The sequence below is a fragment of the Dactylosporangium sp. NPDC051087 genome (assembly GCF_055586325.1).
Map to the genome: position 1 here is coordinate 120230 of NZ_JBVJIJ010000004.1, position 26065 is coordinate 146294.

At 71.6% G+C, this 26065-nt stretch carries 23 protein-coding genes and 1 riboswitch; of the genes, 7 read left to right on the forward strand and 16 right to left on the reverse strand.

The features are described 5' to 3' along the window. Nucleotides 1-3: 3 nt before the first annotated feature. The 3 genes from ACZ6TV_RS09470 to ACZ6TV_RS09480 form a co-directional block, all read right to left on the reverse strand. Nucleotides 4-1020: an inorganic phosphate transporter gene (locus ACZ6TV_RS09470; RefSeq protein WP_465297003.1), complete on the reverse strand. Its 1017-nt coding sequence runs from the start codon at nucleotides 1018-1020 to the stop codon at nucleotides 4-6. Further along, a complete protein-coding gene (locus ACZ6TV_RS09475) occupies nucleotides 1020-1646 on the reverse strand; it encodes a DUF47 domain-containing protein (protein WP_465296698.1) in 627 nt (208 codons plus the stop codon). The genes ACZ6TV_RS09470 and ACZ6TV_RS09475 overlap by 1 nt, the downstream gene beginning before the upstream one ends. A gap of 115 nt (nucleotides 1647-1761) precedes the next feature. Next, nucleotides 1762-2754: a PI-PLC domain-containing protein gene (locus ACZ6TV_RS09480; RefSeq protein WP_465296699.1), complete on the reverse strand. Its 993-nt coding sequence runs from the start codon at nucleotides 2752-2754 to the stop codon at nucleotides 1762-1764. A gap of 71 nt (nucleotides 2755-2825) precedes the next feature. Here ACZ6TV_RS09480 and sigJ point away from each other — a divergent pair, with 71 nt between their 5' ends. Continuing rightward, a complete protein-coding gene (gene sigJ / locus ACZ6TV_RS09485) occupies nucleotides 2826-3686 on the forward strand; it encodes an RNA polymerase sigma factor SigJ (protein ID WP_465296700.1) in 861 nt (286 codons plus the stop codon). Here the strand turns inward: sigJ and ACZ6TV_RS09490 are convergent. Next, nucleotides 3669-4163: a DUF402 domain-containing protein gene (locus ACZ6TV_RS09490; protein ID WP_465296701.1), complete on the reverse strand. Its 495-nt coding sequence runs from the start codon at nucleotides 4161-4163 to the stop codon at nucleotides 3669-3671. The two genes, sigJ and ACZ6TV_RS09490, sit on opposite strands and share 18 nt — an antisense overlap. A 129-nt stretch (nucleotides 4164-4292) precedes the next feature. On the opposite strand from ACZ6TV_RS09490, the gene ACZ6TV_RS09495 reads away from it, so the two are divergent. Next, nucleotides 4293-6278, forward strand: coding sequence for an ATP-dependent DNA helicase (locus ACZ6TV_RS09495; RefSeq protein WP_465297004.1), 1986 nt, complete (start codon nucleotides 4293-4295; stop codon nucleotides 6276-6278). Nucleotides 6279-7796: 1518 nt separating this feature from the next. On the opposite strand, the gene ACZ6TV_RS09500 is transcribed toward ACZ6TV_RS09495, so the two are convergent. Beyond that, on the reverse strand, nucleotides 7797-9047 hold the full coding sequence (locus ACZ6TV_RS09500) for an AI-2E family transporter (protein WP_465296702.1): 1251 nt from the start codon (nucleotides 9045-9047) through the stop codon (nucleotides 7797-7799). 138 nt (nucleotides 9048-9185) lie between these two features. On the opposite strand from ACZ6TV_RS09500, the gene ACZ6TV_RS09505 reads away from it, so the two are divergent. After that, nucleotides 9186-9515, forward strand: a complete 330-nt coding sequence (locus tag ACZ6TV_RS09505; RefSeq protein WP_465297005.1) for a GroES family chaperonin — start codon at nucleotides 9186-9188, stop codon at nucleotides 9513-9515. On the opposite strand, the gene ACZ6TV_RS09510 is transcribed toward ACZ6TV_RS09505, so the two are convergent. Continuing rightward, nucleotides 9506-11062: a PrsW family intramembrane metalloprotease gene (locus ACZ6TV_RS09510; protein ID WP_465296703.1), complete on the reverse strand. Its 1557-nt coding sequence runs from the start codon at nucleotides 11060-11062 to the stop codon at nucleotides 9506-9508. The genes ACZ6TV_RS09505 and ACZ6TV_RS09510 overlap by 10 nt on opposite strands. A gap of 32 nt (nucleotides 11063-11094) precedes the next feature. Continuing rightward, a riboswitch (SAM riboswitch) is annotated at nucleotides 11095-11211 on the forward strand. Between the two features lie 12 nt (nucleotides 11212-11223). On the opposite strand from ACZ6TV_RS09510, the gene ACZ6TV_RS09515 reads away from it, so the two are divergent. Further along, nucleotides 11224-12417, forward strand: coding sequence for an aminotransferase class V-fold PLP-dependent enzyme (locus tag ACZ6TV_RS09515; RefSeq protein ID WP_465296704.1), 1194 nt, complete (start codon nucleotides 11224-11226; stop codon nucleotides 12415-12417). Between the two features lie 8 nt (nucleotides 12418-12425). On the opposite strand, the gene ligD (ACZ6TV_RS09520) is transcribed toward ACZ6TV_RS09515, so the two are convergent. Both ligD (ACZ6TV_RS09520) and ligD (ACZ6TV_RS09525) read right to left on the reverse strand, forming a co-directional pair. Beyond that, nucleotides 12426-13280, reverse strand: coding sequence for a non-homologous end-joining DNA ligase (ligD, locus tag ACZ6TV_RS09520; protein ID WP_465296705.1), 855 nt, complete (start codon nucleotides 13278-13280; stop codon nucleotides 12426-12428). Further along, nucleotides 13273-14205, reverse strand: a complete 933-nt coding sequence (ligD, locus tag ACZ6TV_RS09525; protein WP_465296706.1) for a non-homologous end-joining DNA ligase — start codon at nucleotides 14203-14205, stop codon at nucleotides 13273-13275. The genes ligD (ACZ6TV_RS09520) and ligD (ACZ6TV_RS09525) overlap by 8 nt, the downstream gene beginning before the upstream one ends. A gap of 94 nt (nucleotides 14206-14299) precedes the next feature. On the opposite strand from ligD (ACZ6TV_RS09525), the gene ku reads away from it, so the two are divergent. Next, nucleotides 14300-15319 (forward strand): non-homologous end joining protein Ku, encoded by a 1020-nt coding sequence (gene ku / locus ACZ6TV_RS09530; protein ID WP_465296707.1) that lies wholly within the window; start codon nucleotides 14300-14302, stop codon nucleotides 15317-15319. Here the strand turns inward: ku and ACZ6TV_RS09535 are convergent. The 5 genes from ACZ6TV_RS09535 to ACZ6TV_RS09555 form a co-directional block, all read right to left on the reverse strand. Beyond that, the gene (locus tag ACZ6TV_RS09535) at nucleotides 15316-15783 is read right to left on the reverse strand and encodes a hypothetical protein (protein WP_465296708.1); all 468 of its coding nucleotides are present in this window, start codon (nucleotides 15781-15783) and stop codon (nucleotides 15316-15318) included. The genes ku and ACZ6TV_RS09535 overlap by 4 nt on opposite strands. Then, nucleotides 15780-17423: a fatty acid--CoA ligase gene (locus ACZ6TV_RS09540; protein WP_465296709.1), complete on the reverse strand. Its 1644-nt coding sequence runs from the start codon at nucleotides 17421-17423 to the stop codon at nucleotides 15780-15782. Before ACZ6TV_RS09540 ends, ACZ6TV_RS09535 begins: the two co-directional genes overlap by 4 nt. A gap of 79 nt (nucleotides 17424-17502) precedes the next feature. Further along, nucleotides 17503-19068, reverse strand: a complete 1566-nt coding sequence (locus ACZ6TV_RS09545; protein ID WP_465296710.1) for an MDR family MFS transporter — start codon at nucleotides 19066-19068, stop codon at nucleotides 17503-17505. Further along, the gene (locus ACZ6TV_RS09550; RefSeq protein ID WP_465296711.1) at nucleotides 19065-19535 is read right to left on the reverse strand and encodes a MarR family winged helix-turn-helix transcriptional regulator; all 471 of its coding nucleotides are present in this window, start codon (nucleotides 19533-19535) and stop codon (nucleotides 19065-19067) included. Before ACZ6TV_RS09550 ends, ACZ6TV_RS09545 begins: the two co-directional genes overlap by 4 nt. A gap of 154 nt (nucleotides 19536-19689) precedes the next feature. Then, on the reverse strand, nucleotides 19690-20079 hold the full coding sequence (locus tag ACZ6TV_RS09555) for a winged helix-turn-helix domain-containing protein (RefSeq protein ID WP_465296712.1): 390 nt from the start codon (nucleotides 20077-20079) through the stop codon (nucleotides 19690-19692). A 203-nt stretch (nucleotides 20080-20282) separates the two neighbouring features. Between ACZ6TV_RS09555 and ACZ6TV_RS09560 the strand changes: the two genes are divergently transcribed. Then, on the forward strand, nucleotides 20283-20534 hold the full coding sequence (locus tag ACZ6TV_RS09560) for a hypothetical protein (protein WP_465296713.1): 252 nt from the start codon (nucleotides 20283-20285) through the stop codon (nucleotides 20532-20534). Nucleotides 20535-21095: 561 nt separating this feature from the next. Here ACZ6TV_RS09560 and ACZ6TV_RS09565 read toward each other — a convergent pair. After that, nucleotides 21096-22679 carry a hypothetical protein gene (locus ACZ6TV_RS09565; protein WP_465296714.1) on the reverse strand — a complete coding sequence of 528 codons (1584 nt, stop codon included), beginning with the start codon at nucleotides 22677-22679 and terminating at the stop codon, nucleotides 21096-21098. Between the two features lie 238 nt (nucleotides 22680-22917). On the opposite strand from ACZ6TV_RS09565, the gene ACZ6TV_RS09570 reads away from it, so the two are divergent. Further along, nucleotides 22918-23751 carry a PSP1 domain-containing protein gene (locus ACZ6TV_RS09570; RefSeq protein WP_465296715.1) on the forward strand — a complete coding sequence of 278 codons (834 nt, stop codon included), beginning with the start codon at nucleotides 22918-22920 and terminating at the stop codon, nucleotides 23749-23751. A gap of 108 nt (nucleotides 23752-23859) precedes the next feature. Here the strand turns inward: ACZ6TV_RS09570 and ACZ6TV_RS09575 are convergent, their stop codons facing one another. Continuing rightward, on the reverse strand, nucleotides 23860-25365 hold the full coding sequence (locus tag ACZ6TV_RS09575) for a molybdopterin-dependent oxidoreductase (RefSeq protein WP_465297006.1): 1506 nt from the start codon (nucleotides 25363-25365) through the stop codon (nucleotides 23860-23862). Continuing rightward, the gene (locus tag ACZ6TV_RS09580; RefSeq protein WP_465296716.1) at nucleotides 25362-25994 is read right to left on the reverse strand and encodes a fasciclin domain-containing protein; all 633 of its coding nucleotides are present in this window, start codon (nucleotides 25992-25994) and stop codon (nucleotides 25362-25364) included. The genes ACZ6TV_RS09575 and ACZ6TV_RS09580 overlap by 4 nt, the downstream gene beginning before the upstream one ends. Nucleotides 25995-26065 lie beyond the last annotated feature (71 nt).

Sequence of the window (26065 nt, forward strand, 5' to 3'; positions counted from 1 at the left end):
GCGCTAGAACATCCAGCGGGAGAGCAGGTAGGCGATGACGGCGATGGCTCCCGCGGCCGGGAAGGTGAGCACCCAGGCGATCAGGATGTTGCCGGCCACGCTCCACCGGACCGCGGAGAGCCGCTTGGTCGCGCCGACGCCCATGATCGCCGAGGTGATCGTGTGGGTCGTCGAGATCGGTACACCCAGCCATGACGTCGTGAAGAGCACCCCGGAGGCGACCGTCTCGGCCGCGAAGCCCTGCGGCGGGTCCAGGTCGATGACCTTGCGGCCCAGCGTGCGGATGATGCGCCAGCCGCCGGAGTACGTGCCGAGCGCCAGCATCGTCGAGGACGTCCAGAAGACCCACTCGGGGATGTGGGTGGTGTTGTCCTGGTAGCCGCCGGCGTAGAGGGCCAGGACGACGATGCCCATGGTCTTCGCGGCGTCCTGCATGCCGTGGCCGACGGACATCGCCGCGGCGGAGACGGTCTGCGCGTAGCGGAAGCCCTTGTTGAGCTTGCGCGGGTTGCCGTTCCGGAAGGCCCACATGATGGCGATCATGAAGATGGCGCCGAGCGTGAAGCCGACCAGCGGCGAGGCCACCATCGGGATGACGACCTTCTCCACGATGCCGGACCACAGCACGGTGGCGTCGTCGACGCCGAGCATCATCGCCCCGAGCGACGCCCCGACCAGGCCGCCGACCAGTGCGTGCGACGAGGAGGAGGGGATGCCGAAGTACCAGGTGATGAGGTTCCACGCGATGGCGCCGATCACGCCGGCGAACACGATGCCGAGGCCGCTCATGCCGCTGGGCGGGTGGATGATGCCGCTGCCGACGGTCTTGGCGACGGCGCCGCCGAGGTGGGCGCCGACGAAGTTGCCGAGCGCGGCCATGATCAGGCCGGTGCGCGGGCTGAGCGCACGGGTGGACACGGAGGTCGCGATCGCGTTGGCCGCGTCGTGGAAGCCGTTGGTGTAGTCGAACACCAGCGCCACGACGATGACCGCCAGCACCGCGACGAGCTGGGCGCTGATCAGGACTCCTTGACGACGATGGTCTCGATGGTGTTCGCCACGTGCTCGAAGGCGTCACAGGCGGCCTCGAGCTCGTCGACGACCTCCTTCATCTTGAGCACCGTGAGCGCGTCGTACTCACCGGAGAACAGCCGCACGAGCATCATGCGGTAGGCGTTGTCGCCCTCGTTCTCCAGGCGGTTGCACTCGACCCAGTACTCCTCGAGGTTCTTCATCGTCTTCAGCCGCGGCATCGCCTCGGCGGTGAGCCTGGCCTGCTGGTCGAGGACCTTGACGATCTCGTGCAGCTCACGCGGCAGCGACGGCAGCTTGGTGAGGCCGTAGAGGTACAGCAGGCTGCCGACCGCCTCCAGGTGGTCCATCACGTCGTCGAGCAGCGATCCGAGCCGGTAGATGTCCTCCCGGTCGAACGGCGTGATGAAGCTGGAGTTGATCTTCTTGTACAGCTCGTGCGTGATGGCGTCGCTGTCGTGCTCGACCTCGACCAGCCGCTCACTGACGGTCTGCACGTCGACGCCGGGGAGCGCCAGCTCGGAGAGCAGCTCCGTGCCGATCACCAGGTTCTTCGCCGCACGGGTGAAGAACTCGTAGAACGAATCGTCGCTGGGACGAAGCCTGAAACGCACAGCCCTGACCTCGAGACGTGAACGAAATCCGCGAGCAAACCGGTTGGTCCTCGGCGGGAATGCTAGATCCCGATGCCGGGGTCAGCAGAACCGCAGTCCTGTGACCTTGTGCAGTTCATCTCTCGTTCAGCTTCTGTTCATCTTGTACCGCGAGCCGCCGGGGCTCCGCCCGATGCTTTCGCTCCCTATCGACCGGTTTGCGAAGGAATCTGGCGAGCGGGCCGCGGTGGCGGCTGGCGATGAGGTCGACGCCCGCGGCGCGAAGCTCCTGCCAGAACGCCGTGCGCACCGAGCGTGGGTCCTCGGGCACGCCGACGAACCGGATGCGCCGGCCGCCGGCGTGCGCGGCGCCGATCAACGACCGCACGATGTGCCGCGCCTCGGCGGGGAACTCGGGCCACTCCTCCTGCGGGTCCCAGCCGAGCCTGGCCCCGAGCACCTCGGTGACCAGCGGCGCGACGGTCACCGGCAGCCCGCCCGGCTCCAGGTCGCTGAAGCGGCCCTCCAGGAACGCGAACCGCTCGTAGGCGCCGAGCAGGTCGGCGCGGGACCAGTACGGGCCGGTGAGCACGACGGTGATCGCGCCGGGCACCACCCGGCCGCCCAGGAAGGTCGTGAGCAGTTCGGCCCGCGGGCGCAGGAGGAGGTCGAGGGCCTCGTACTCCGGCCGCGCGGTCAGCAGCGCCGGCGCGCCCCGCTGTTGTGGCGCGCTCCTGTGCGGTGCCGCCAGGTCCGGGTCGGCGTGCACGAGCAGCAGGAACGGCTCGGCGCGGCGGGGATGGACCCGGCCGACCGGGCTCGCGTCGACCAGCGCCGCCAGGGGATCCAGGACGGCGTCCTCGAACGTCGGCGCCGGCTCGCCGTCGGGCATGACGCAGTCCAGGCGCAGCACGGGCGGGCTGGTGTCGCCGTCGAGCCGGACGGCGACCTCGACGCCCGCGAAGCCGGCGCGGACCGCGGTGGCGATCGGGTCGGCCGGCCCGTCGACGGCGACGAGCAGACCGTCGGCGAGATAGGGCCGGCCCCGCCGCGCCCTCGCCGCGGCGAGGGCACCCATCGCAGCGAGGCCGACGAGGCCGCTGGCGACCGTGGCCAGACCATTGCTCATGCCTAAATGGTATGTAACGTACATATCGCCCGGGTGGGAAACGCCCTGCTCCGATGGGCTTGAATGAGTGCGTGGACGACGGGTTCAGCGCGCACCGCGAGCATCTGTTCGGCGTGGCGTACCGGATGCTCGGCAGCCGCGCCGACGCCGAGGACGTCGTGCAGGACGCCTGGCTGCGGTTCGCGGGCGCGGACACCTCCGGCGTCGCCGACCTGCGGGCGTGGCTGACCACCGTCACCGGGCGGCTGTGCCTCGACCACCTGCGCGCCGCCAAGGTCCGGCGCGAGGCGTACGTCGGGCCGTGGCTGCCGTCGCCGCTGGTCGAGCGGATCGCCGACCCGGCGCAGGTCGACCCCGGCGAGCGGGTGTCGTTCCGCGACAGCGTGAGCATCGCGCTGCTGCTCGTGCTGGACGCGCTGACCCCGGAGCAGCGGGTCGCGTTCGTGCTGCACGACGTGTTCGCCGTGCCGTTCGCGGAGGTCGCGGCGACCCTCGGCACCACCACCGAGAACGCGAGACAGCTGGGCTCACGGGCCCGCCGGGCCGTCGCCGACGGCGAACGCCGGCACACCACCGACCGGGCCAAGCAGGCCGAGGTCCTCGCCGCGTTCACCGCCGCGGTGTCCGGTGGGGACCTCGACGCGCTGCTCAAGGTCCTCGCCCCGGACGTGGTGGCGCTCGGCGACGGCGGTGGCGTCGTCTCCGCCGCCCGCCGGCCGATCGTGGGCGCTTCCGATGTGGCGCGCTTCGTGCTGGGCCTCTACCGGCGGGGTTTCGAAGTCGAACCCGCCCTCGTCAACGGCGACCTCGGGCTGATCGCCAGATCCGGCTCCGTCGTCGCGGTCGCCGGCCTGTCGGTCAGCCCTTCGGGGCTCGTGACCGGGCTCTACAACCAGCTCAACCCGGCGAAGCTCTCACTGGACGAGTTTTAGCCAGTCGTGGTACTTGGTGCCGAACGGCTCCGTGCGCTGGGTGACGGCGCCGAAGAGCCACTCGGCACTGGCCTGGGCCTCGGCGATCACGTCGGCCGGGTAGGAATACTTGACCTGGTGGGCGGCGAACTCGTCCTCGTCGAGCAGCTCGATCTCGCCCGCGCGGCGGCGCCGGACGTCGAGATCCAGGTCGATCATCGTGACCTCGGTCTCCTCGATCCAGTGCGGGACCGTGGTGATGTCGCAGTAGATCTCGGTGCGGTGCGGGGCCGCGTTGAAACAGGCGGTCCACCAGGCCTGACGCGGGAAGAGCAGCACGTGCGGCGACTCGACCGGGCCCGTCCTCGTCGGCCCGCGGTGCACGATGGTGCCGCTGTCGGCGCCGACCCAGATGCCGTGGTCGTCCTCGCCGAGCAGTCTGGTCTCGTAGTTCCAGTGCAGTGAGCCGTCGAACTTCCGGTAGACCACCTTTGGCATGCGCCCACAGTACTGATCCTGGTCCGCCCGACGGGTTCTGTCGTACCGGCACGGTAGCTTCTTGGCGTGACCGCGACGATTGCCACCGTTGATCTGCTGTCCGCCGCCGTCGGTGCCGTCCCCGGCGGCATGGAGCGACCCGGGCAGCAGCAGATGGCCGAGGCGATCTCCCGCGCGGCCGCCCAGGAGGAGCACCTGCTCGTCCAGGCGGGCACCGGCACCGGCAAGTCCCTCGCCTATCTCGTGCCGTCGCTGCTCATCGACGGACCCGTCGTGGTGTCCACCGCCACCCTGGCGCTGCAGTCCCAGCTGGTCGACCACGACCTGCCCAGGCTCGCCGACGCGGTCGAGCCGATGCTGCGCCGGCGGCCGACCTTCGCCGTGCTCAAGGGCCGGCACCACTATCTCTGCCTGGCCCGTCTCGAGGGCACCTCCGCCGAGGAGCCCGAGGACGCCCTCTTCGACGTCGGCGAGGCCCGGCCCACCCGCTGGCTCGGCGAGGCCGGCAGGATCGGCAAGCACATCGACCGCCTCCGGGACTGGGCGATGGAGACCGACACCGGCGACCGCGACGAGCTCGACCCGGGCGTCGACGACTCGGCCTGGAAGCTCGTCTCGATGCCCGCCCGCGAGTGCGTCGGAGCCGCCCGCTGCCCATATGGCGCGGAGTGCTTCGCCGAGGCCTCCCGCGCCCGCGCCCGCGAGGCCGACATCGTGGTCACCAACCACAGCCTCCTCGCCGTCGACATGCTCAGCGGCCGCATGATCATCCCGCCGCACAAGCTCCTCGTCGTCGACGAGGCGCACGAGCTCGCCGACCGGGTCAGCTCCGCGTCGCAGGCCGAGCTCACCCCCGAGCTGCTGGAGCGGGCCGCCCGCCGCTGCCGCCCCTATGTCGACGACGACGTCGCCGACCGCCTCATGGAGGCCGGCGACACCCTCACCGTCGCGCTCGCCGACGCCCCCGCCGGCCGCATCACCGACGGCCTGCCCACCACCATCGGCGAGGCCCTGACCCTCCTCGACGGCGGCGGCCGCAAGGCCATCGACGCCATCGGCGAGGTCAAGGCCGACGACGCCGACCCCGTCCGCAAGGCCCAGGCCAAGACCATGGTCGGCGACCTGACCAAGATCGCCCAGCGCATCCTCTCCGACTCCGAGCACGACGTCGTCTGGATCGAGCGCGACGACCGCGGCCGCCGCGCGGTGGTCGTCGCGCCCCTCTCCGTCGCCGGCACCCTCAACACCCACCTGTTCCACGAGCGCACCGTCGTCGCCACGTCCGCGACCCTGGCCCTCGGCGGCCAGTTCGACACGGTCGCCCGCTCCCTCGGCCTCCCCGTCACCACCCCCGCGCCCGCCCTCGCCACCGGCGCGTCCCCGGCCGAGGCCGCCCGCGAGGCGGTCAAGCGCGCCGACGCCGCCCGCGACGAGGCCGACCTCGCGTGGAGCTCCCTCGACGTCGGCTCCCCCTTCGACTATGCGAAGCAGGGCATTCTCTACGTCGCCGCCCACCTGCCCCGCCCGCAGACCTCCGGCCTGTCCGACCCCGCGGCCAACGAGATGGTCGAGCTCGTCCAGGCCCTCGGCGGCCGCGCCCTGGGCCTCTTCTCCTCCCGCAAGGCCGCCGAGCGCGCCGCCGAGGTGCTGCGCGCCCGCGCCCCCGGCATCACGATCCTCCTGCAGGGCGAGGAGTCCCTGCCGATCCTGGTCCGCAAGTTCCGCGACGACCGCAACAGCTGCCTGCTCGGCGTCATGTCCCTCTGGCAGGGCGTCGACGTCCCCGGCGACGCCTGCCAGCTGGTCATCATCGACCGCCTCCCCTTCCCCCGCCCCGACGAGCCCCTCGCCGCCGCCCGCTCCGCCGCCGTCGACTCCTCCGGCGGCTCAGGCTTCGCCGCCGTCAGCGTCCCGATCGCCGCGGTCCGTCTCGCCCAGGGCGTCGGCCGCCTGATCCGAGCCCGCACCGACAAGGGCGTCGTGGCCGTCCTGGACTCCCGCCTGGAAACCGCCCGTGGCTACGGCCCCTATCTGCGGGCGTCCCTGCCCCCGTTCTGGTACACGACCAAGCCTGACCTGGTCCGCGGCGCTCTGCGCAGGCTGGGAAGCTCGTAACGCTCCACACTCCGGCCGGCCACCTGACCTGCCGCCACCACTCGCCACCGCCCCACCATCGAGAAACTCAAACACTCACCAGCCCCGAGATCCGCCGGCGCACGAGGTCCGCCAGTTGACGGGCAGCTGCCGGTCGACGTGCTGGCGGCCGACGAGTTGGCGGGCCGGCCCATCTACGGGTTGACGGGCCGGTCGATGGGTTGGCCGGTCGACGGTTGGCGGCCGGCGCATCGACGGGTTGGCGAGCGGATTGGCGGTTGACGGGTTGGCGGTTGCCTGTCGACGGGTTGGCGAGCGGGTTGGCGGTTGACGGGTTGGCGTTGCCTGTCGACGGGTTGGCGGGCTGGCCCACCGACGGACTGCCGACTGACGGGCCTGCCGATCGACGGGCTCGTTGGCGGTGCCCCAGGCCGCCCACCGGCTGAATCCGGGCTCGGAGATCGCAGCCGATCGACGAGACTGCCGGGAGGGGACCGCAAGTTGATGGGCTGGCTGCCAAGTCGGCCGATCGACGGGCCGACAACTGACGGGACTGCCGTTCGACGAGACCGCCGGTTGACGTGCTAGCTGCCAGGCCGGCCGATCGACGGGACTGTTGGTTGGCGGGCCTGCCGCCTGATGGGCTGCCGATCTGGCGTTCCTGGTCGCCGGGGTCCTGATAGTCGCCGAGCTGATCGCCGCCGAGCTGGCCCTCGCCGTCCTCGCTGTCCTGGACTCTTGCCTGGAAGCAGCCCGCGGCCACCGTCGCCACCTGCACGCCTCGTTGCCGCCGTTGGCGTGCGGACCGACCTGGCGCCCGGCACCCTCCGCAGGTTGGGAAGCTCGCCTCACGACAGGTCCGCCCTCCGCATCGCAGCCGGACGAGTCCACTGTCCCGCCGCTGTGGATGGCCACCTCGACACCGGTCCGCCGAGCTGACGAGCCTGCTGGCTGCCCGGCCCGGACTCCCCCCTGGAAACGACCCACAGCAGCGTCCCTACCCGCACGTCTCTTTGCCACCGTTGGCCTCCGGACCGACCTGGCCCCCGGCACCCTCCGCAGGTTGGGAAGCTCGCCTCACGACAGGTCCGCCCTCCGCATCGCAGCCGGACGAGTCCACCGTCCCGCCGCTGTGGATGGCCACCTCGACACCGGTCCGCCGAGCTGACGAGCCTGGTCGCTGCCCGGCCCGGACTCCCGCCTGGAAACGACCCACAGCAGCGTCCCTACCCGCACGCCTCTTTGCCGCCGTTGGCGCCCGGACCGACCCGGCCCGCGACGCCCTCCCCGCTCACGAGAAGCCACCTCAACATCAGCTCACAGCTCTGCGGTCGCCGGTCTGACGAGCCTGGTCGTTGCCCGTCCCGCCGTTCGGCTGGAAACCGACCACGACCGCGGCCTATTTCTGCGTCGCTCTTCTACGGCTCGCGCTCGGACCGGCCTGGCCCATGGCACCCCTCCCCGCCTGGGAACGTTCGCCACACTCCAGCTCCGCAACCGGGCAGGCCCACTTCGACGTCGTCTGGTCGTGGCCGGCGGCTAGTCGGAGGAGATGATGACCGCGTCGGGTGGGGGTTCGTGGCGGTGTTGGACCAGGTGGCGGATGCCCGTGTTCAGGACGGCTACGAGGGGGACGGCCACCAGGGCGCCGATGATGCCGGCCAGGACGACGCCGGTGGAGATGGCGACGATCACGGCCAGGGGGTGGACGGAGACGGCGCGGCCCATGATGAGGGGCTGGAGGACGTGGCCTTCGAGTTGTTGGACGGCGATGACGCCGATGAGGACGACGAGGGCGCTGATCGGGCCTTCGTCGACGAGGGCGACCAGGACGGCCACGGCGCCTGAGACGGTGGCGCCGATGATCGGTACGAAGGCGGCGAGGAAGACCATCGTGGCCAGGGGGAACCAGAAGTCCACGTCGATGATGACGAGGAGCAGGCCGATGCCGAGGGCGTCGATGAAGGCGACCAGCACCGTGGCGCGGACGTAGGCGACCAGGGTGCGCCAGGCGGCCTCGCCGGCGCGGCGGATCGGGTCGCGGGCCGGGGTGGGCAGGACTCCGGTGAGGAAGAGCCAGATGCGGTGGCCGTCACGCATGAAGAAGAACGTGACGAAGAGCACCAGCAGGAGCAGGGCGAAGAACTCGATGGTGGCGGTGGCGGTGGAGACGGCGCTGTCGGTGAGGCTGCCGCGGTTGTCGTTGAGCCAGTTGGTGGCGGCGTCGAAGGTGGCGTCGAGCTGGCTGCCGTTGAGGTGCAGCGGGCCGGTGGTGAGCCAGTCCTGGATCTGGTTGACGCCGACGGAGGCTTTGTCGGCCAGGGCCGGGAAGCCGTCGACGAACTCGGAGACCACGAGGGTGAGGACGCCGGCGACGGCGGCCAGGCCGGTGATGAGGACCAGGAACGCGGCCAGGGACGGTGGCAGCTTCACCCGGCGGCGCAGGAAGCCCATCATCGGCGCGAGCAGCGCGGACAGCAGCAGCGCGATGCTCAGCGGGATGAGGACGGTCCTGAGGCGGCTGACGAGGAAGAGCAGGACGGCCAGCGCGGCGACGAGGACGAGCAGCCGCCACGACCAGGCGGCGGTGATGCGCAGCCCGTGCGGGACCTCGGCGTCGTCGCGGCTCATCGTCGAGGGGTGCCCCACGTCCAGGGTGGGCGGTGGATCGTCCGGGACCGGCGGCTCCTGTGAGGCGGACGCGGCCTCCTCCCGCTCGATGCGGGCCTTTTCGAGGCGCTCCTCATAGGCCCGCCTGAGGTTGACGCGCACCTGATCGAACCGGCCCACGGAACCCCCTTGGTGATGCGAGCGGACTCCTCACCGTAGACCGGGTCCCGCGGCGATGGCACGTACCCAGGCGGTAGCGTCGCAACCGTGACAGCCCAGCCAGCCGCCGGTTACCCGGCGGCCACCACCCCGCCCGTCGTGTCCGATGTGGAAGGGGGCCTGCCGATCCGGTTGCTGCACGACCGGGTCCTCGTGCGGCTCGAAGGCTCCGAAGGTGAGCGCCGGCACGTGTCCGGCATCGTGATCCCGGCGACGGCGTCGGTGGGACGGCGCCTGTCGTGGGCGACGGCGGTCGGTGTCGGTCCCAACGTGCGGTCGATCGTGTCCGGCGACAGGGTGCTGTTCGACCCTGAGGACCGCTCCGAGGTGGAGCTGCAGGGCCGCGACTACGTGCTGCTGCGGGAGCGTGACGTGCACGCCGTCGCGGCCCGCCGGGTGGAGCCGGACTCCACCGGGCTCTACCTGTAGGGATAGGGGTAGTTGCCGTACGCGAGAGGCTGCGGCACCACGACCGGGACCGGCACGACCGGCGTGGGTGGGGCGGCGAGCACGCGGACCATCCCGTCCGGGAAGGTGATGTGGTATCTGCTGCCGTCCCACACCGCGAGCGGCGCCTGCGGATCCCGGCCGATGAAGACCTGGCGATAGGCCGCGAGTGCCGTGAGCAGCTGCCGCTCCTCGGCGAGGGCCTCCATCCGGCGCTCCGGTGTCTTGTCGAGGCCGCGGTACAGCCCGTCGCGGAGCAGTGCGAGCTTCGTCGCGTCGAACTGGAAGGCCCGCATCGCCTTGGCGCCCGGTTCGCCGGCGACCCGCTTGGCCCACCGGCGGGCGGAGAGCCGCCGGCCGAGGGTGCCCAGGGCGGCCACCTCCGGCGGTGAGAGCCAGCCGGCCCGCGCGTATTCGGTGAGCACCCGCTCGGTCAGCTTGCCTTCGTTGGAACGCTGCCAAAGGGCGAAGCCGACCATGCACAGGAAGATCGGCATCATGACGGCGAAGTACCCGTACAGCAGCACCCAGGCGCTGGCGGAGGCCGTGACCGACATGAGGTTCCACGACCCGTGCAGCAGCATCGCGAGCAGCAGCCCGGCGAGCGGCGCGAGCCACCGGACCGCCTTCGTCGAGCTGCGCGAGGCCAGGCCGATCCCGATGCCGGTCATGGAGGTGAACAGCGGGTGCGCGAAGCCGGTCATCAGGATGCGCACCACGAAGATCGCGACGAGGGCGACGGCCCCGTTGACCGGTCCGGCGTCCTCGGCGGTGTCCGCGTAGCCCTTGAAGCCCAGGTACAGGATGTTCTCGACCATCGCGAAGCCCGTCGCGGAGAGTCCGCAGTACACGATGCCGTCGATCAGGCCGGAGAACGCGCGTGGGCGCCGCCAGAACAGCAGGATCGGCCCGAGGGCCTTCATGCTCTCCTCGATGAACGGCGCGACCACGACCGCCACGATCGCGTCGGACAGGCCGAGCCGGTCGGCGAGCACGCCGCCCAGGGTGTTGACCACCAGCGCGACGGCGGTGGCGACGCAGGCCCCCCATCCGAAGACGAAGACGAGATAGCGCACGGGCTCCGGCTCGTACCGGTCGAGCCAGAGGAAACAGGAGACCAGCACCGGCACGGGGATGACCGCGGCGCCGACGCCGATGACCAGGGCGGTCCATCCGCCGCTGAAGCCGAAGAACGCCAGCAGGGCCACGCCGCAGGCGGCGATCCCGCCCATGACGCCGATGAGCGTCCAGAGGCGGCGGCGGTCGGAGCGCTTGGCGGGCGGGGCGGCGGCCAGGGCGAGGGCCGCGGTCGGATAGCGCTGCTCCCCGGTGTCGGGGGCGGACTCCTCGGTCACGTTGGGCACGACGTCGGCGGCGGCCGTGTCCCAGTCCTGCACCGAGGGTTTGCCCAGGCCGACCGGAGTCCCGTCGGCGGCGCCGGCGACGGGACCCGCCCACGGTGACCGCTCCGGCGTGGGCGGCGTGGCGGCTGGATCCGATGGCGTCCCACTCGGCGGGAGTTCGGTCATGGGCCAACCTTAACCGCGCTACGGTGAACGCAGGTCATGAGTGCCAGCGCACAGCCCCGGCTTGCTGGCCGGCAACCCTCGCGTTCGCGGCGGGGTGCCCCGGGTGATGACACGGTCCGGCACGCGGTGTGTCCGGGCAAGCGCGAGCGGAGGGCTCTGCCATGTCCACGACCCTGTCCCCCGGTGACGTGAAGCTGCGCGACGGCCGCAGCGTCGACTTCGCCAATCTCGACATCGCCGCGACCGCCCCGTGCCTGCGGGTCGTCGCCGACGCGGTCGCCGACCTCCTGCCGTTCTACGGCAGCGTCCACCGCGGCGCCGGCGCGCTGTCGGAGCGCTGTACGCGGGAGTATGAGCAGGCCAGGGAGACCGTCGCGGACTTCCTCGGCGCCCGCGACGGCGACACGGTGGTCTTCACCCGCAACACGACCGACGCGCTGAACCTGCTCGCCCGGGCGGTGCCCGAGGGCGAGGCCGTGCTCACGTTCGACGCCGAGCATCACGCCAACCTGCTGCCGTGGAGGCGGACGGTGCACCTCGACGCGCCGCGCTCGCCGCGGGAGGCCGTGGCGGCGCTGGAAGAGGCGCTGCGCCGGGAGCGGTGCGCGCTGGTCAGCGTGACCGCGGCGAGCAACGTGACCGGCGAGGTGTGGCCGGTCGCGGCGCTCGCCGACGTCGCGCACCGCTTCGGCGCCCGGCTGGCGGTCGACGCCGCGCAGCTCGCCCCGCACGCCCCGGTCGACCTGACCGCCCTGGGTGCGGACTATGTCGCGTTCTCCGGTCACAAGGTGTACGCACCGTTCGGCGCCGGGGTGCTCGCGGGCCGCGCGGACTGGCTCGACGCCGCGGAGCCGTATCTGGCCGGGGGCGGCGCCAGTGCCCACGTCGACGACGCCGCCGCCGTGCGGTGGGCGACCGGCCCGGCCCGGCACGAGGCCGGCACGCCCAACCTGCTCGGCGCGGTCGCGCTCGCCGCGGCGTGCCGCGAGCTCGCCGGTGCCGACCACTCCGCGGAGCGGGCCCTGGTCGCGCGGCTGCGGGCGGGGCTGGCGGAGCTGGCGCACGTGGAGGAGCTGCGGCTGTTCGGGGCGGAGGCGGAGCGGGTCGGCATCGTGTCGTTCGCGGTGCTCGGCGAGGACCCCGGCGAGCTGGCCACGCGGCTCGGCCGCGACCACGGCATCGGCGTGCGGACGGGGCTGTTCTGCGCCCACCCGCTGACCCGGCGGCTCCTGAAGGAGGCGACCGCCCGCCTCGACCCGTCGGCGCAGGCGCCGGCGCAAGCGGTCCGGGCCAGCTTCGGCCTCGGCACCACGGAGGCCCACATCGACCGCCTCCTCACCGCCCTGCGCCGGTAGCCGGCGGGTCAGATGCGGGACAGCACGACCGACGGGGTGAGGTCGGCGATGGTGATCGTGCCTTCGGCGACCTCGTCCCAGGTCAGCGGCGCGGACACGGTGGGCAGCGCGCCGGCCCGCAGCGAGTAGGGCGCCACCGTCGTCTTGAACGCGTTGTTCTGGCTCCAGTCGATGAAGACCTTGCCCGGCCGCAGCTGGCGGGCCATCCGCGAGACGATCAGGTCCGGCCGCAGGCGGGAGAGCTCGTCGGCGACGTCTTTCACATAGGCGCTGATCTCGTCGGCCGTCTCGTCGCCGGACAGCTCCGCGGTCAGCTGCATCCCCTTGCGGCCGGAGGTCTTCGCGACCGTCTCCAGCCCGTCGTCGGCGAGCCGGTCCCGGACCAGGAGCGCCACCTCGAAACACGCCGGCAGCGCGGCCGGCGGGCCGGGATCGAGGTCGATCACCAGCAGGTCGGGGTTGAGCGCCTCGCCGGACGGCGACACCCGCCACTGCGGCGTGTGCAGCTCCAGCGCCGCGAGGTTGGCCAGCCACACCAGCGTCGCGAGCTCCTCGACCACGATGAAGTCGATCGTCTCCCGGCCGCGGCTGGAGCCCGGCACCGGCAGCGTGACCGTGCGGACCCAGTCGGGCGTCCCGGCGGGCGCGTTCTTCTCGAAGAAGCTGTTGCCCTCGACGCCGTTCGGGTAGCGGATCCGGGTGAGCGGCCGGCCGTCCAGGTGCGGCAGCAGCACCGGCGAGATCCGGGTGTAGTAGTCGATGATCTCGCCCTTGGTGAAGCCGACCTGCGGATACAGCACCTTGTCGAGGTTGGTCAGGTCGAGGTGCCGGCCCTCGACCTCGACGCGGACCTTGTCAGCCATCCTGGACGTCCGATGCGGTCAGGTCGGGGCGCATGCGCAGGAACCGCGGGAAGCGCAGCCGCCCGTCGCGGGTGCGGTGGCTGAACTTCACCTCGACGACCAGCGTCGGCTCGACCCAGATCGCGCCGCGGGCGTCCTCGCGGGGCACGGTGCCGGCGAAGGGCGGCCGCGCGGTCGACAGGTCGCGCAGCGCGTCCAGCAGCGCCTTCTCCGACGCGTTGGAGATCCCGCCGCCGACCCGCCCGCGATACGCCAGCCCTTCGGCGGCGGGGACCCCGACGAGCAGCGCGCCGAGGGCGCGCTTGCCGGGCCGCCAGCCGCCGACGACGAACTCGCAGCTCTCTTCGAGCTTGACTTTCACCCAGTCGGGCGATCGCAGGCCGGGGTGGTAGTGCGAGCCGGCCCGCTTCGCGACGACCCCTTCGAGCGCGTTGTCGCGGCTGGCGGCGACGGTCGCCGGCCCGTCGTCGAAGCACGGCGGGATGACTGCCCGAGGCCCCAGGGACAGTCCTTCGAGGACCGTTCTGCGGCTGGTGTACGGCGAGGCGACCACGTCCCGCCCCGCGGCGCGCAGCACGTCGAACGCCAGATACGAGACCGGCAGGGTGACCGCCAGGCGGGCCGCGAGTCTCGGCTCGCGCACGTGCATCCGCTCGGCGAGCAGCTGAAACGAGGGTCGCCCGGCCTCGTCCATGGTGACGACCTCGCCGTCGAGGACGGTGTCGTCGAGGCCTTCGCCGATCGCGGCGAGCTCGGGATAGGCGGCGGTCACCTCGACGCCGCTGCGCGCGTAGAGGCGGGTCGCGCCGGCGCTGATGACGGCGATCGCCCGGATGCCGTCCCACTTGAACTCATACGACCAGCCCGGCCCGGACGGTAGCGGGCCGGTCGAGGCGAGCATCGGTGCCGGCGGGCCGGTCCCCATCACCCCACGATAGTTCGCCGCGGAGTTCCTCGCGTGCGGGTCGATTCGATGCGAAGCTGTAGTCAGAGGTCAACACGCTGTGGAAGGGATCCCCATGCGCGCGATCTGGAAAGGCGCGGTCTCCTTCGGGCTCGTGTCGATCGCCGTCCGGCTGTATTCGGCGACGGAGGAGAAGGACATCCGCTTCAACCAGGTCCACCGCGACGATGGCGGACGGATCAAATACAAGCGGGTCTGCTCCATCGACGGCGAAGAGGTCGCTTATGACGACATCGCCAAGGGGTACGACCTGGGCGGCGGCGAAATGGTGATCCTCACCGACGAGGACTTCGCCGACCTGCCGCTGACGACCAGCCGGGCGATCGAGGTCCTGGAGTTCGTGCCCGCCGAGCAGGTCGACCCGATCCTCTACAACAAGGCGTACTACCTCGAGCCGGACAAGACGGCCGCGAAGCCCTACGCGCTGCTGCGCGACGCGCTCACCAACACGGAGCGGGTCGCGATCGTGAAGGTGGCGCTGCGGCAGCGCGAGCAGCTCGCAACGCTGCGGGTCCGCGAAGAGGTGCTGGTCCTCAACACGATGCTGTGGCCCGACGAGATCCGGGCGGCGAAGTTCGACATCCTCGACGAGGACGTGTCGGCGCGCCCGGCGGAGCTGGCGATGGCCGGCTCGCTGATCGAGTCGATGGCGGCCGATTTCGACCCGTCCACCTACACCGACAACTACCGCGAGGCGTTGCAGGAGGTCATCGACGCGAAGGTGGCCGGCCGGGAGGTCGTGCAGCCGGAGGAGACCGAGGAGGCGCCGGCCGCCGCGGTCGACCTGATGGCGGCGCTGCGCGCGTCGGTCGAGCGGGCCAAGGCGGCGCGCGGTGAGGCCGCGCCGGCCGCCGCTTCCGCCGCGAAGAAGCAGCCGACGGCGGCTGCCGCGAAGAAGGCCGCGGCGGCCGAGGAGGGCGACGACGACGAGGTCGCCGAGGCGACGCCGATCAAGCGCACCGCCGCCAAGAAGGCCACGCCCGCGAAGAAGGCGACGCCCGCGAAGAAGACGGCGACCCCGGCGAAGAAGACGGCCGCGGCCAAGAAGGCGACGCCCGCGAAGAAGTCCGCCTAGTCGGTGGTGCGGGTGAAGTAGACGGTCGCCGACGCCTTGTCCAGGAGCAGGCCGGTGCCGTCCACCCGGAGCCAGGACGGGGCGGCCGGCGCGAAGGGGCGCAGGTCCTCCGGTACATCCGGAGCCGGCGCGGAAACGGTCGCCGGCAGTGCCGCGGCCCGCTCCGGGGTCAGCACGGCGAAACCGTCCATCGTGTAGTCCATCGGGCCGATCTCCGGGCAGGACCGCGCCCGGGCCTCGTGCTCCTGCCAGTGCACCTGCTGGATCGGGGCGAGCTGCGGCCACTGCTGCTCGATGCGGGTCTTCGAGGTGATGACGGCCGTCTTCGTCGGCGTGTCGACGTCCTCGCACCCGGCGAGTCCCGGCACCCAGTCACGCAGTGCCAGGACCACACCACAGGAAGCGATGATGCAGGCGATGACCGCGCCCGTGACGATGAGCGCGATCTTCGCCGTCCGGTTCACCCGTTGATCTGTACCACCTCGAGGCCGCCGTCCGCATACTCGGCGCGGACGCGCTTCTTGTCGAACTTGCCGACGCTGGTCTTCGGCACGGCCTCGATGAACGACCACCGCTCGGGCAGCTGCCACCTGGCGACCTTGTCGCCGAGGAACTCGCGCAGCGTCCCGGCGTCGGCGCTCTGCCCCTCCCTGAGCACGATCGTGGCCAGGGGCCGCTCGCCCCACTTGTCGTCCGGTACACCCACGACACACGCCTCGAGGACGGCCGGGTGTGCCATGAGCGCGTTCTCGAGGTCGACGCTGCTGATCCACTCGCCACCGGACTTGATCACGTCCTTGGCGCGGTCGGTGAGGGTGAGGTACCCGTTGGGCGACAGCGTGCCGACGTCGCCGGTGCGCAGCCAGCCGTCCTCGAACTTGTCCGGGTCCGGGCCGTCCTCGCCGATGTACTGCGCGGTGATCCACGGCCCGCGGACCAGCAGCTCCCCCACGGCCTTGCCGTCGTTCGGCATGACCTCCCCGGTGGGCCCGACGATGCGGCCCTCGACACCCGCCGGGATGCGGCCCTGGGTGTACCGGTACGCCCACGCCTCGGGCCCGTCGACGCCGGAGGGCTCCCGGGCGACCGAGCCGAGCGGCGACATCTCCGTCATGCCCCAGGCGTGGATGACCTCGATGCCGTGCCGCTCGGAGAACGCGTGCATCAGCGCCGGCGGGCAGGCCGAGCCGCCGATGACGACCTCCTTCAGCGACGACGTGTCGGTCGGGTTGGCGTCCAGGTACGCGAGCAGGTCGGTGAAGATCGTCGGCACGGCCCCGGCGAACGTGGGCTTCTCCACGGCGATCATCTGCGCGAGGGGCGCCGCCTGCAGGAAACGGTCCGGCATGATCAGCGACGCGCCGCTCATCATCGCGGCGTACGGCAGGCCCCAGGCCATCGCGTGGAACATCGGCACGATGCACAGGTCGCGGACCTTGGGCCCGAGGCCGAAGCTCTCCGCCATGCAGACCTCCATCGAGTGGAGGTAGATGGAGCGGTGCGAGTAGGCGACGCCCTTCGGGTTGCCGGTGGTGCCGCTCGTGTAGCACAGCGCCGCGGCGTCGTTCTCGTCGACGGCCGGCCAGTCGTACCGCTCGGCCTTGCCCTCCAGCAGGGCGTCCCAGCGGTGCACCTGGACGCCGTCCTTCGCCAGCTTCGCGGTGTCACCGTCGCCGACGACCACGATGTGCCGGATCGTGGTCAGGTGCGGCAGGACGCCGGCGAGCAGCGGGATCAGCGTCGAGTCGACGATGACGACGCGGTCCTCGGCGTGGTTGGCGATGTAGATGAGCTGCTCGGGGAAGAGCCGCAGGTTGAGCGTGTGCAGCACGGCGCCCATGCTCGGCACCGCGAGGTAGGCGATCAGGTGCTCGGCGTTGTTCCACATCAGCGTGCCGACCCGCTCGTCGCCGGTGACGCCGAGGTCGTCGCGGAGGGCGTGGGCGAGGCGGGCGGCCTGCCGGCCGACCTCGGCGTATGAGGTGTGTCTCGCCCCGTCTTCGGCGCCGGTCCAGGTGACCACCTCGGAGTCGCCGTGGACGGTGGCCCCGTGCTGCAGAATGCGGGAGATCAGGAGGGGTGTCTGCATCATCGTGCTGCGCATGTACTGCACGCTAATGTGCCCTGGCTCACAACGGAACCCCGGAGCTACTGGTGAGTAGCTCCGGGGTTCCTGTGCATTGCTAGAAAGCCGCGGCCTTGGCTTCCATCTCGGCGGCCGCGTCTTCCTCACTGACCTTTTCGGGCGTGGTCGCCGCGCCCTGCAGGGGCCGGTCCGGCAGCGCGATCGTGATCACGGTGCCGACGAAGGCGACCACCGCCGCGGCGAGGAACACCGGGTGCAGCGCATTGACGAACACGTGCTCGACCGCCTCGAGGACCTGCGGCGGCAGCTTGCGCACCTCGGCGGGCGCGTTGATCGACACGCCCTTCATGCCGCTGTCGCTCATCTGCGCCGACAGCTTGCTGTTCATGACCGCACCGAGCGCGGCGACACCGACCGAGCCGCCCAGCGAGCGGAAGAACGTGGCGGCGCTGGTGCCGGCGCCCATGTCCCGGAGGTCGAGCGCGTTCTGCACGGCGAGGATGAGCGGCTGCATCGCCATGCCGAGCCCGACGCCGATCACGGTCATGTAGATGAACGCCTGCCACAGCGGCGTGTCGACCTGCAGCGTCGTGAACAGCAGCAGACCCGAGCCCATGATCACGGTGCCGGCGACCGGGAACCACTTGTACCGCCCGATCCGGCTGATGACCCGCCCGGCGACGATCGAGGTGACGATGACGCCGGCCATCATCGGCAGCATCAGCAGGCCGGACCGGGTCGGCGAGGCGCCCTTGACGATCTGCAGGTACAGCGGGACGTAGATGATCGAGCCGAACATCGCGAAGCCGAGGATGAACGTCGCGGTGTTGGCCAGGGAGAACGTCGCCCGCTTGAACAGCCGCAGCGGCAGGATGGGCTCCTCGGCGCGGCCCTCGGCGACGATGAACAGCGCGGTCAGCACCGCACCCGCGGCGAGCAGGCCGAGGATGGTCGCCGAACCCCACGCGTATTCGTTGCCGCCCCACGACAGCGCGAGCAGCCACGCGCTGACCGCCGCGACCATGAGCGTCGCGCCCAGGTAGTCGATCCTGTGGTCCCGCCGGGTGTGCGGGACGAGCCGGAGGACCCGGCTGCAGACGTAGAGGGCGAAGACACCCAGCGGCACGTTGATGTAGAAGATCCAGCGCCAGTCGGTCTCGGCGAAGTACCCGCCGACGAGCGGCCCGGCGACCGACGAGATGCCGAACACGGCACCGAAGAGGCCCTGGTAGCGGGCCCGCTCCCGGGGCGCGACGACGTCCGACACGATGGTGAACGCGAGCGTCATGAGACCGCCGGCGCCGATGCCCTGCAGCGCGCGGGTCGCGATCAGCTGGGTCATGTCCTGCGACATGCCGGCCAGCAGCGAGCCGACCAGGAACGTTGAGATGGCGAACAGGAGGACCGGGCGGCGCCCGTACAGGTCGCTGATCTTGCCGTACAGCGGGGTCGAAGCGGTCGAGGCGAGCAGATACGCCGTGACGACCCACGAGTAGTGATCGAGGCCGCCGAGCTCGCCGACGATGGTCGGCAGGGCGGTGCCCACGATGGTCTGGTCGAGCGCGGCCAGCAGCATCCCGGTCATCAGGCCGCCCATCAGCAGCATGATCTGCCGGTGGGCGAGTTGCGGCCGGTTGTGTTCCGGCGGCGCGACGGTGGTCATCGGGTGGTCCTCTCGGTGCTTTCCAGCTTTTCGGCAAGCGTCTGGTTGAGTTGCGTGAAGAGGGCGGCGAAGATCTGGCGCTCCTGCGGCGTCCACCCGGCCAGCAGCTCCTGCCACGTGGCGAGCCAGCGGGCCCGGTTCTCCTCGAACACCTCGTGGCCGACCTCGGTCACCTCGACCAGGCTGGCCCTGCGGTCGGTGGGGTCGGTCGCGCGGCGCACCAGGCCCGCGGTCTCCAGGGCAGCGACCTGCCGGCTGACCGTGGACAGGTCCAGCGCGACGTCGGTGGCGAGGGCCGACAACCGGAACGGGCCGTCGACCGCGATCCGGCTCAGCAACATGTACGCGGGGCGCTCGAGCCCACGGCCCGCGTCGCTCCACTTCAGCGTGGCGAACAACCGCTCCGACAGACGGATGAACCGCCCGACCTGCCGCCCGATGGCGGCGTGCTCGCTGAGGTCGTCCACTGCCCACATCCCTGCGCTACCCCGATACTTGCTTGCCACAAGCATCGGTTCACAGGGCGGCGTTCATCAACTCAATAACGGGTGATCCGCGTTACGGTGCACTCGTTCGTGCTCGCTTGCTCACTCGCGGCGCTTGCCTACTCGCGGCGCTTGCCTACTCGCGGCCGAATTCGAAGCGGTCGGCGGGATACGCCTTGTCGCCGACGACCAGGACCGGCACCCCGTCGCCGAGGCCGTATTCCTTCTTCTCCTGCGGGGTGGGCATGCGGGCCCACACGATCTCGCCCTCGTGCAGCCAGACCCGCTCACGCTGGACGGCCGCCCGGATGCGGCTGCGGTAACCCCGCTTGCTCTCGACGAGTCCCTCGCCGCGCAGATACTGCATGGCGTCCCGGATCGTGTCCCGGCCGACGTCATACTCCTCGGCCAGATACTTCTCCGAGGGCAACAGGCTCCCCGGAGCCATCTCGCCACTGATGATCTTCTGCCGGATCGCGTCCGCGACCTGCAGATAGAGTGCCAGGCCCGAACTCCGGGAGATCATGTCCGCGACCATATGAATGTCTATCGGCAGCGCCTATTGTGGCCTTATGGCTACTGGGCTATCGTATTGCCAGGCGCGGGACCGGGCTGGGCGGTTCGGTTTCGCGCCACCCAAATCAGGGGTGCGGCGCCGTCCCACGACGCTGCGAGCCGCGCGGCGCCGCACCCCACCCCTCTTCGCCGCACAGCCGACGGGAGCCAGCCATGGACGACGAGAACCTCTTCCCCATCGCCACCCTCGACCTCCGCGCCATCCGCACCGTCCTCACCGAAGACGAAGGCGACCTGATCCTCCTGATCGACGACGGCGACGTGCAGATCGAGCTCGGCTCCGGCCTCTGCGGCACCTGGGAGCAGGCGATCCTCGGCGCGGAACGGGTGGCCACCGCAGCCGCCGAGTACGCCACCGCCCTCCGCCACCTCCGTACCCCCACCCTGGCCACCCTCGCCGCCTGACCCCCAACCCACGGCTCCCGCCCCACTCCCACGGCTCCCGCCCCACTCCCACGGCTCCCGCCCCACCCACTCCGGCTCGCACCGCCCACCACCCGGCCCGGCCCGGCCCGCACACCCCTCCCAAACGCCCGCCGGCCCGCACCCCAGCGCTCCCAGCGCCTCTCACCCTTCCCGACCGACGCCCTTCCCATGATCCGGAAGAGTTTGCGTACCCAGGGGTGCACAGGGTCTTCCGGATCACGGAAAAGCGCGGCGGCGAGCCTCCGGGGATGGCACGCGGATGCGTAGGAAGCTGCCGCGCGCTCTGCGCGCTGGCAGTGCGTCGCGGAGCGGCGCATTGGGGGGCTCCGGGGGTGAGAATCCCCCCGGCGGGACCCGCGCGGAGCGTGGGGCAGCTAGCCAATCGCCGAAGGCGACACAGCGGGTAACAGCACCCGCGCGAAGCGTGGGGCAGCGAGCCAATCGCCGAAGGCGACACAGCGGGAAACAGCAAACAGCGCCGCCCGGGCGGGGCCCGGCCTCCTAAGAGGACAGGCTCCGCACGGGCGGCGAAGGGGTTTTTCAGGCCGCTCTGCGGCGGGCCAGGATCTGCAGGAGGCGGCCGCCGACGACGAGCAGGACGCCGCCGCCGAGCATCAGGGCCACGTTGCTGCCGGTGACGGGGAGGCCGCCGCCCGCCTGGCCGCCGTTGCCGCCCGTGCCGCCGCCGTTGTTGCCGCCGTAGCCGTCGTCGTCATCGTCGTCGTCCGGGCCGTAGCCGCCGTCGTCGTCCGGGCTGCTGGTGGCACCGGGTCCGGCGGGAGCCTTCGGGGCGGCCGCGGCCGTTTCGAGGGTGCAGATGCCCAGGTCGATGAGGGCGGTCTTGTCGGCGGGGCCCGAGTCGCCGTGGCCGTAGCCGCCGGTGGACTTCCAGGTGTTGCGGGCGATCAGCTTGACGCGGACCGAGGCGGCCTTGGCGTAGACGCCGGTGGAGCTGAACTGCTTCTCGACCGTGCCCAGTTCGACCCGCAGGACCACGACCCCGCCCTTGGGGGAGGCGGTGGTGCTCTCGGCGGCGGGCGGCGCGGCGGCAGCGGGGCCGGAGCCGAGCAGGCCACCGACGGCCGGCAGGCCGGGCAGGCCGCCGAGCAGGCTGTTGAGGTCCGCGCCGGGCAGGATCGCCGTGGCGCCGCCGACGACGCCCGAGACCGCGCTGGTGATGCCGGTCAGCAGGTCGAGCAGCGGCAGGCCGCCCAGGAGCGGGAGGTTCTCGGTGCGGGCCAGGTCGGTGGCGGCCTCCAGGCTGCCGGCGTTGAGGGGCACGACCACGTCCACGTGGGAGCCGGCCGAGGAGACCCGGACCGGTGCCTGGCCGGGGATCGTGATCTCGAGGACGGGGGCGGTGTAGTCGACCGTCTTCTTGGTGCCGGCGAGGGCGCGCAGCGTCGGCTGGCTGACGACCCGTACGCCGATCGCGGTGGGCCCGTTGTCGAGGAGCTTGAAGTCGGCGATCCCGCCGGTCGCGGTGGAGACCGCGGCGGGGCGGCCGCCGGCCTCGCCGACGCCGGTGACGGTGGCGCTCTCGACGGCGTTGATGCGCAGCAGGGCGCGGCCGTTGCGGCCCGGCAGGACGGTGATCCCGGCGAGCTTCGCCTCGGAGGCGGCGCGCGGGCCGTCGGCGGTGGTGCAGCGGCGGGCGTTGTTCCAGGACGCCTGGGCGCGCAGGCCGCCGGTGCCCAGGCGCAGCGCGCCCAGGTCGACGCCGGCGACGTTGACGACGTCGGGCTGGCTGTTGGTGGGTGGTGCTTCCTGGTACGCCCTGGGCCCGAGCACCCCGGCCGGCAGGTCGCCGCTGCTGCGCAGGTAGCGGGCGTCGGCGGCGGCGCGCAGGTCGCCACCGGCGAGGCCGGAGTGGGTGGTGGCGATGCGGAGTTCGGGCAGGACAACGCCGGGCAGGCCGGTGGCGCGCAGGTCGACGCGACCCAGGGCGAGGGTGTTGCTGGCGGCGGTGGCACCGAAGCCCTCTGGGCAGGCCGCGTCGGCCGGTGCCGCCACCGCGGGTGCCGCCAACGCGACCGGGCTCAGCGCCCCGACCAGCGCCGTTGCGGCGAGGGCGGCGAAGGTCCGGGCTGTTTTAGGGCGTGCGGAAGCAACAGGAGACGTCATGCTTGAGGTCCTCCGAGACCGGGAGTACGGGGGTAGCTCGCCGGGGGGCGTGCCACTGCTGCCCCCAACGAGCCCTTCTCGGCCGGAGTTACGGCCCGTTTTGCGGGCTCATCCGCACTAGTAACGACGAAGTAGTTGGAATAGCTACGGGATCCCCCAAAAGAGCCAAAATGGACTTTCAGGGGCGATAGCCGCAGGCCATATGGAACTGCCAGTGGTCCGCGTTACTGTGAGCGCCATGGGCATGCTGTGCGCGGTGAGCTTCAATCGCTACGGGCGGCTGTTCTATTTCGACCCGGGCGAGTTCCGCCCCGGGGTGGGCGACCGGGTGCTGGTCCCGACCGACGACGGCCCCGAGGTCGCCGAGTGCGTCTGGGCCGCGCAGTGGGTCAGCGAGGAGACCGAGGGCTTCCCGCGCCTGGTCGCCATGGCCGCGGACGACGACCTGCGCCGCGACGAGCTGCTGCGCAAGCGCAAGGCCGAGGCCAAGGTCGCCGCGAAGAAGCTGATCCGCGATCACGAGCTGCCGATGAAGGTCGTCGCAGTAGACCATGTGCTGGACGGCGCGGGCGGTCAGGGCGCGCGGACCACGATCTATTTCACCGCACCCCATCGGGTGGACTTCCGCTCGCTGGTCCGGGACCTGGGCGCCACCCTGCACTGCCGGGTGGAGCTGCGCCAGCTGTCCGCGCGGGATTCGGCCAGGGTCCAGGGCGGCATCGGCTCGTGCGGGCGCGACCTGTGCTGCGCCACGTTCCTCAACGACTTCGAGCCCGTCACCATCCGGATGGCGAAGGATCAGGACCTGCCGCTCAACCCGTTGCGCATCTCGGGCGCCTGCGGCCGGTTGATGTGCTGCCTCAAATACGAACACCCGCTGTATCAGCAGTTCCAGGCCACCGCGCCGGCCGTCGGCACCCGGGTCAGCACACCCAGCGGCGAGGGCCGGGTGGTCGGGCACAGCGTGCCGCGCGACTCCGTCACCGTGCGGATGGACGCCGACGGGTCCCGCTGCTCGTGCAGCCGCGCCTCGGTGTGCGGGTCGCGGCAGGCGTACGAAGAGCGCTACTGACCAGCACGCACCCGAACAGCGCCACTGAACGGCAGGCGTTCGAACAGCGCCATTGAGCGGCACGCACCGGAACAGCGCTGCTGAACGGCACGCACATGAAGAGCGGTATCAGGCGACCGTCACGGTGACCGTGTGCCAGCCGGTCGCACCGGAAGGGAAGGGTGTCGCGCGGTCCGCGGTCTGGGTCGCGCCCGTCTTGTCGGTGGCCCGCACCTGGAGCTGGTGGCTGCCCGGTGTGGCGGCCCAGTCGAGGCGCCACTGGACCCAGGTGTCGTTCGTCGGGGACGGCAGCAGCGTCGCGGGCAGCCACGGCCCGTCGTCCACCTGCACCTCCACCGCGGCGATCCCGCGGCCCTGCGCCCACGCGACGCCGGCGACCCGGACGGGACCGGCGGCGAGGCGCGCGAACGGCAGCGGCCGATCGATCCGCGACGCGGTCTTCACCGGGCCCCGCGCCGCCCAGCCGCGCTCCACCCAGTAGGCGTCGTACGCCTCGAACGTCGTCAGCTCCAGCTCGGTGACCCATTTGCAGGCGCCGGCGTACCCGTACAGGCCGGGCGTCAGCATCCGCACGGGGAAGCCGTGCTCCAGGGGCAGCGGCGCACCGTTCATGCCGACGCAGAGCATCGCGTCACGCCCGTCCAGCACCACCTCCAGCGGCGTCCCGATCGTCATGCCTTCCACTGACCGCGCCACGAGCTGGTCCGCGCCCGGTGAGGGGCGTGCTTCGCGCAGCAGGTCCGCCAGGTGTACGCCCAGCCAGCGGGCGGTCCCGACGTAGGGCCCGCCCACCTCGTTGGAGACGCAGTTGAGCGTGATGTCCCGCTCGATCAGCGGCCGGCGCAGCAGGTCGTCGAACGTCAGGTCCAGTGGCCGCCCGACCATGCCCCTGATCCGCAGCCGCCACTCGGCGGCGTCGACGCGGGGCACGGTGAGGACGGTGTCGACCCGGTAGAAGTCGCGGTTCGCGGTCACGAACCCCGGGTCCTGGCCGCCGGGCAGCGGCGGGGCGGCCGAGGCGGGTGCCGGCAGCCTGATCGACTCCCGGGACCGGTCGGCGGCACTACGCCCGGCGGCGTGCAGGGCAGCTGCCCCGCCACCGGTGACGGCTGCTCCGGCGGCGATTGCGGCGGCGGTACCGAGGAAGCGACGCCGATCGAGCAGCATGACCGGCCCCGCGGTGGTGGCGGACGTGCGCAGCAGCAGGAGCAGCGCGCCCGCCGCGACCAGGCCGCCGAGCAGCGACGGCAGGCCGTCGAGCAGACCCGCGGCGGGGCGGCTGGCGGCCGCGGCCGCACCGGCCAGCCCGAGGACCGCCGCGCCGGCGAGTCCGTAGACCCGCCGGCGCGCTCCGAGCACGCCCACCACCGCGGCGAAGACGAGGAGCGCCAGGGCGATCCCGGTCAGGAGCAGGGGCTTGTCGTAGGTGCCGAAGGTGCGCACCGCCCATTCCTTCACCGGGGTCGGGGTGGCGTCGATGATGACGCCCCCGACGCCGACGACCGGTCCCGCGGCGGGGACGACCAGCGCGGCGAACAGTTCACCGGTGGCGATCCCCGCGGCGGCGGCAAGGATGCCCGCGAGGGCGGCCCGGAGCCTCATGGCGACGATCAGGCCTTCGGCATGAGGACGGTGTCGACGATGTAGACGATGGCGTTGGCGGTCTGGACGTTGCCGCAGACGACCATCGACGCGCCGTTGACGGTGAAGCTGGTGCCGCTGCCGGTGACGGTCAGCTCGGTGCCCTGCACGGTCTTGTGCGTGCCGGCCAGCTGCGCGGGCGTGAGCTTCTCGGGCACCACGTGGTAGGTGAGGATGCCGGTGAGGGTCTTGTTGTCGGCGAGGACCTTCTGCAGGTCGGCGGCCGGGATCTTGGCGAACGCGGAGTCGACCGGCGCGAAGATGGTGGCCGCCGGCAGCGTGTTGAGCGAGTCGACGAGGTTGGCCTGCTTGACCGCGGTGACGAGGGTCTTCAGCAGGGGGTTGCCGGCCGCGGCGGTGCCGACGGGGACCTTGGCCATCGCGGTGAAGCTGCCGGCGTTGGCCGGGTCGGTCGGCACCGAGGCGCAACCGGCCCCGAACGGCGCGTCCATCGAGGAAGCCGCGGCGCTGGTCGGCGCGGCCATCGTCGTCGCGGCGCCGGTGGTGGCCGCCGGTGAAGCGGCGTCGTCGGTGGAGTTTCCACAGGCGGCGGTGGCGAGCACGGCCGCCACGCAGACGGCGGCGAGCTTGAAGACGCGCATGGTGATATTTCCCTTCGTAAGCGGATGTACACCATGTCTTCGGAGCCCTCGAACGAACGGATGGGTGCCAC

Excerpts from the sequence above, each read along its gene's own strand:
- ACZ6TV_RS09480 (WP_465296699.1), bottom strand. The coding sequence starts at position 2,754 with ATGAGCAATGGTCTGGCCACGGTCGCCAGCGGCCTCGTCGGCCTCGCT.
- ACZ6TV_RS09490 (WP_465296701.1), bottom strand. The coding sequence starts at position 4,163 with ATGCCAAAGGTGGTCTACCGGAAGTTCGACGGCTCACTGCACTGGAAC.
- ACZ6TV_RS09495 (WP_465297004.1), top strand. The coding sequence starts at position 4,293 with ATGGAGCGACCCGGGCAGCAGCAGATGGCCGAGGCGATCTCCCGCGCG.
- ACZ6TV_RS09510 (WP_465296703.1), bottom strand. The coding sequence starts at position 11,062 with ATGACCGAACTCCCGCCGAGTGGGACGCCATCGGATCCAGCCGCCACG.
- ACZ6TV_RS09515 (WP_465296704.1), top strand. The coding sequence starts at position 11,224 with ATGTCCACGACCCTGTCCCCCGGTGACGTGAAGCTGCGCGACGGCCGC.
- ligD (WP_465296705.1), bottom strand. The coding sequence starts at position 13,280 with ATGGCTGACAAGGTCCGCGTCGAGGTCGAGGGCCGGCACCTCGACCTG.
- ligD (WP_465296706.1), bottom strand. The coding sequence starts at position 14,205 with ATGGGGACCGGCCCGCCGGCACCGATGCTCGCCTCGACCGGCCCGCTA.
- ku (WP_465296707.1), top strand. The coding sequence starts at position 14,300 with ATGCGCGCGATCTGGAAAGGCGCGGTCTCCTTCGGGCTCGTGTCGATC.
- ACZ6TV_RS09540 (WP_465296709.1), bottom strand. The coding sequence starts at position 17,423 with ATGCGCAGCACGATGATGCAGACACCCCTCCTGATCTCCCGCATTCTG.
- ACZ6TV_RS09545 (WP_465296710.1), bottom strand. The coding sequence starts at position 19,068 with ATGACCACCGTCGCGCCGCCGGAACACAACCGGCCGCAACTCGCCCAC.
- ACZ6TV_RS09555 (WP_465296712.1), bottom strand. The coding sequence starts at position 20,079 with ATGATCTCCCGGAGTTCGGGCCTGGCACTCTATCTGCAGGTCGCGGAC.
- ACZ6TV_RS09560 (WP_465296713.1), top strand. The coding sequence starts at position 20,283 with ATGGACGACGAGAACCTCTTCCCCATCGCCACCCTCGACCTCCGCGCC.
- ACZ6TV_RS09565 (WP_465296714.1), bottom strand. The coding sequence starts at position 22,679 with ATGACGTCTCCTGTTGCTTCCGCACGCCCTAAAACAGCCCGGACCTTC.
- ACZ6TV_RS09570 (WP_465296715.1), top strand. The coding sequence starts at position 22,918 with ATGGGCATGCTGTGCGCGGTGAGCTTCAATCGCTACGGGCGGCTGTTC.
- ACZ6TV_RS09580 (WP_465296716.1), bottom strand. The coding sequence starts at position 25,994 with ATGCGCGTCTTCAAGCTCGCCGCCGTCTGCGTGGCGGCCGTGCTCGCC.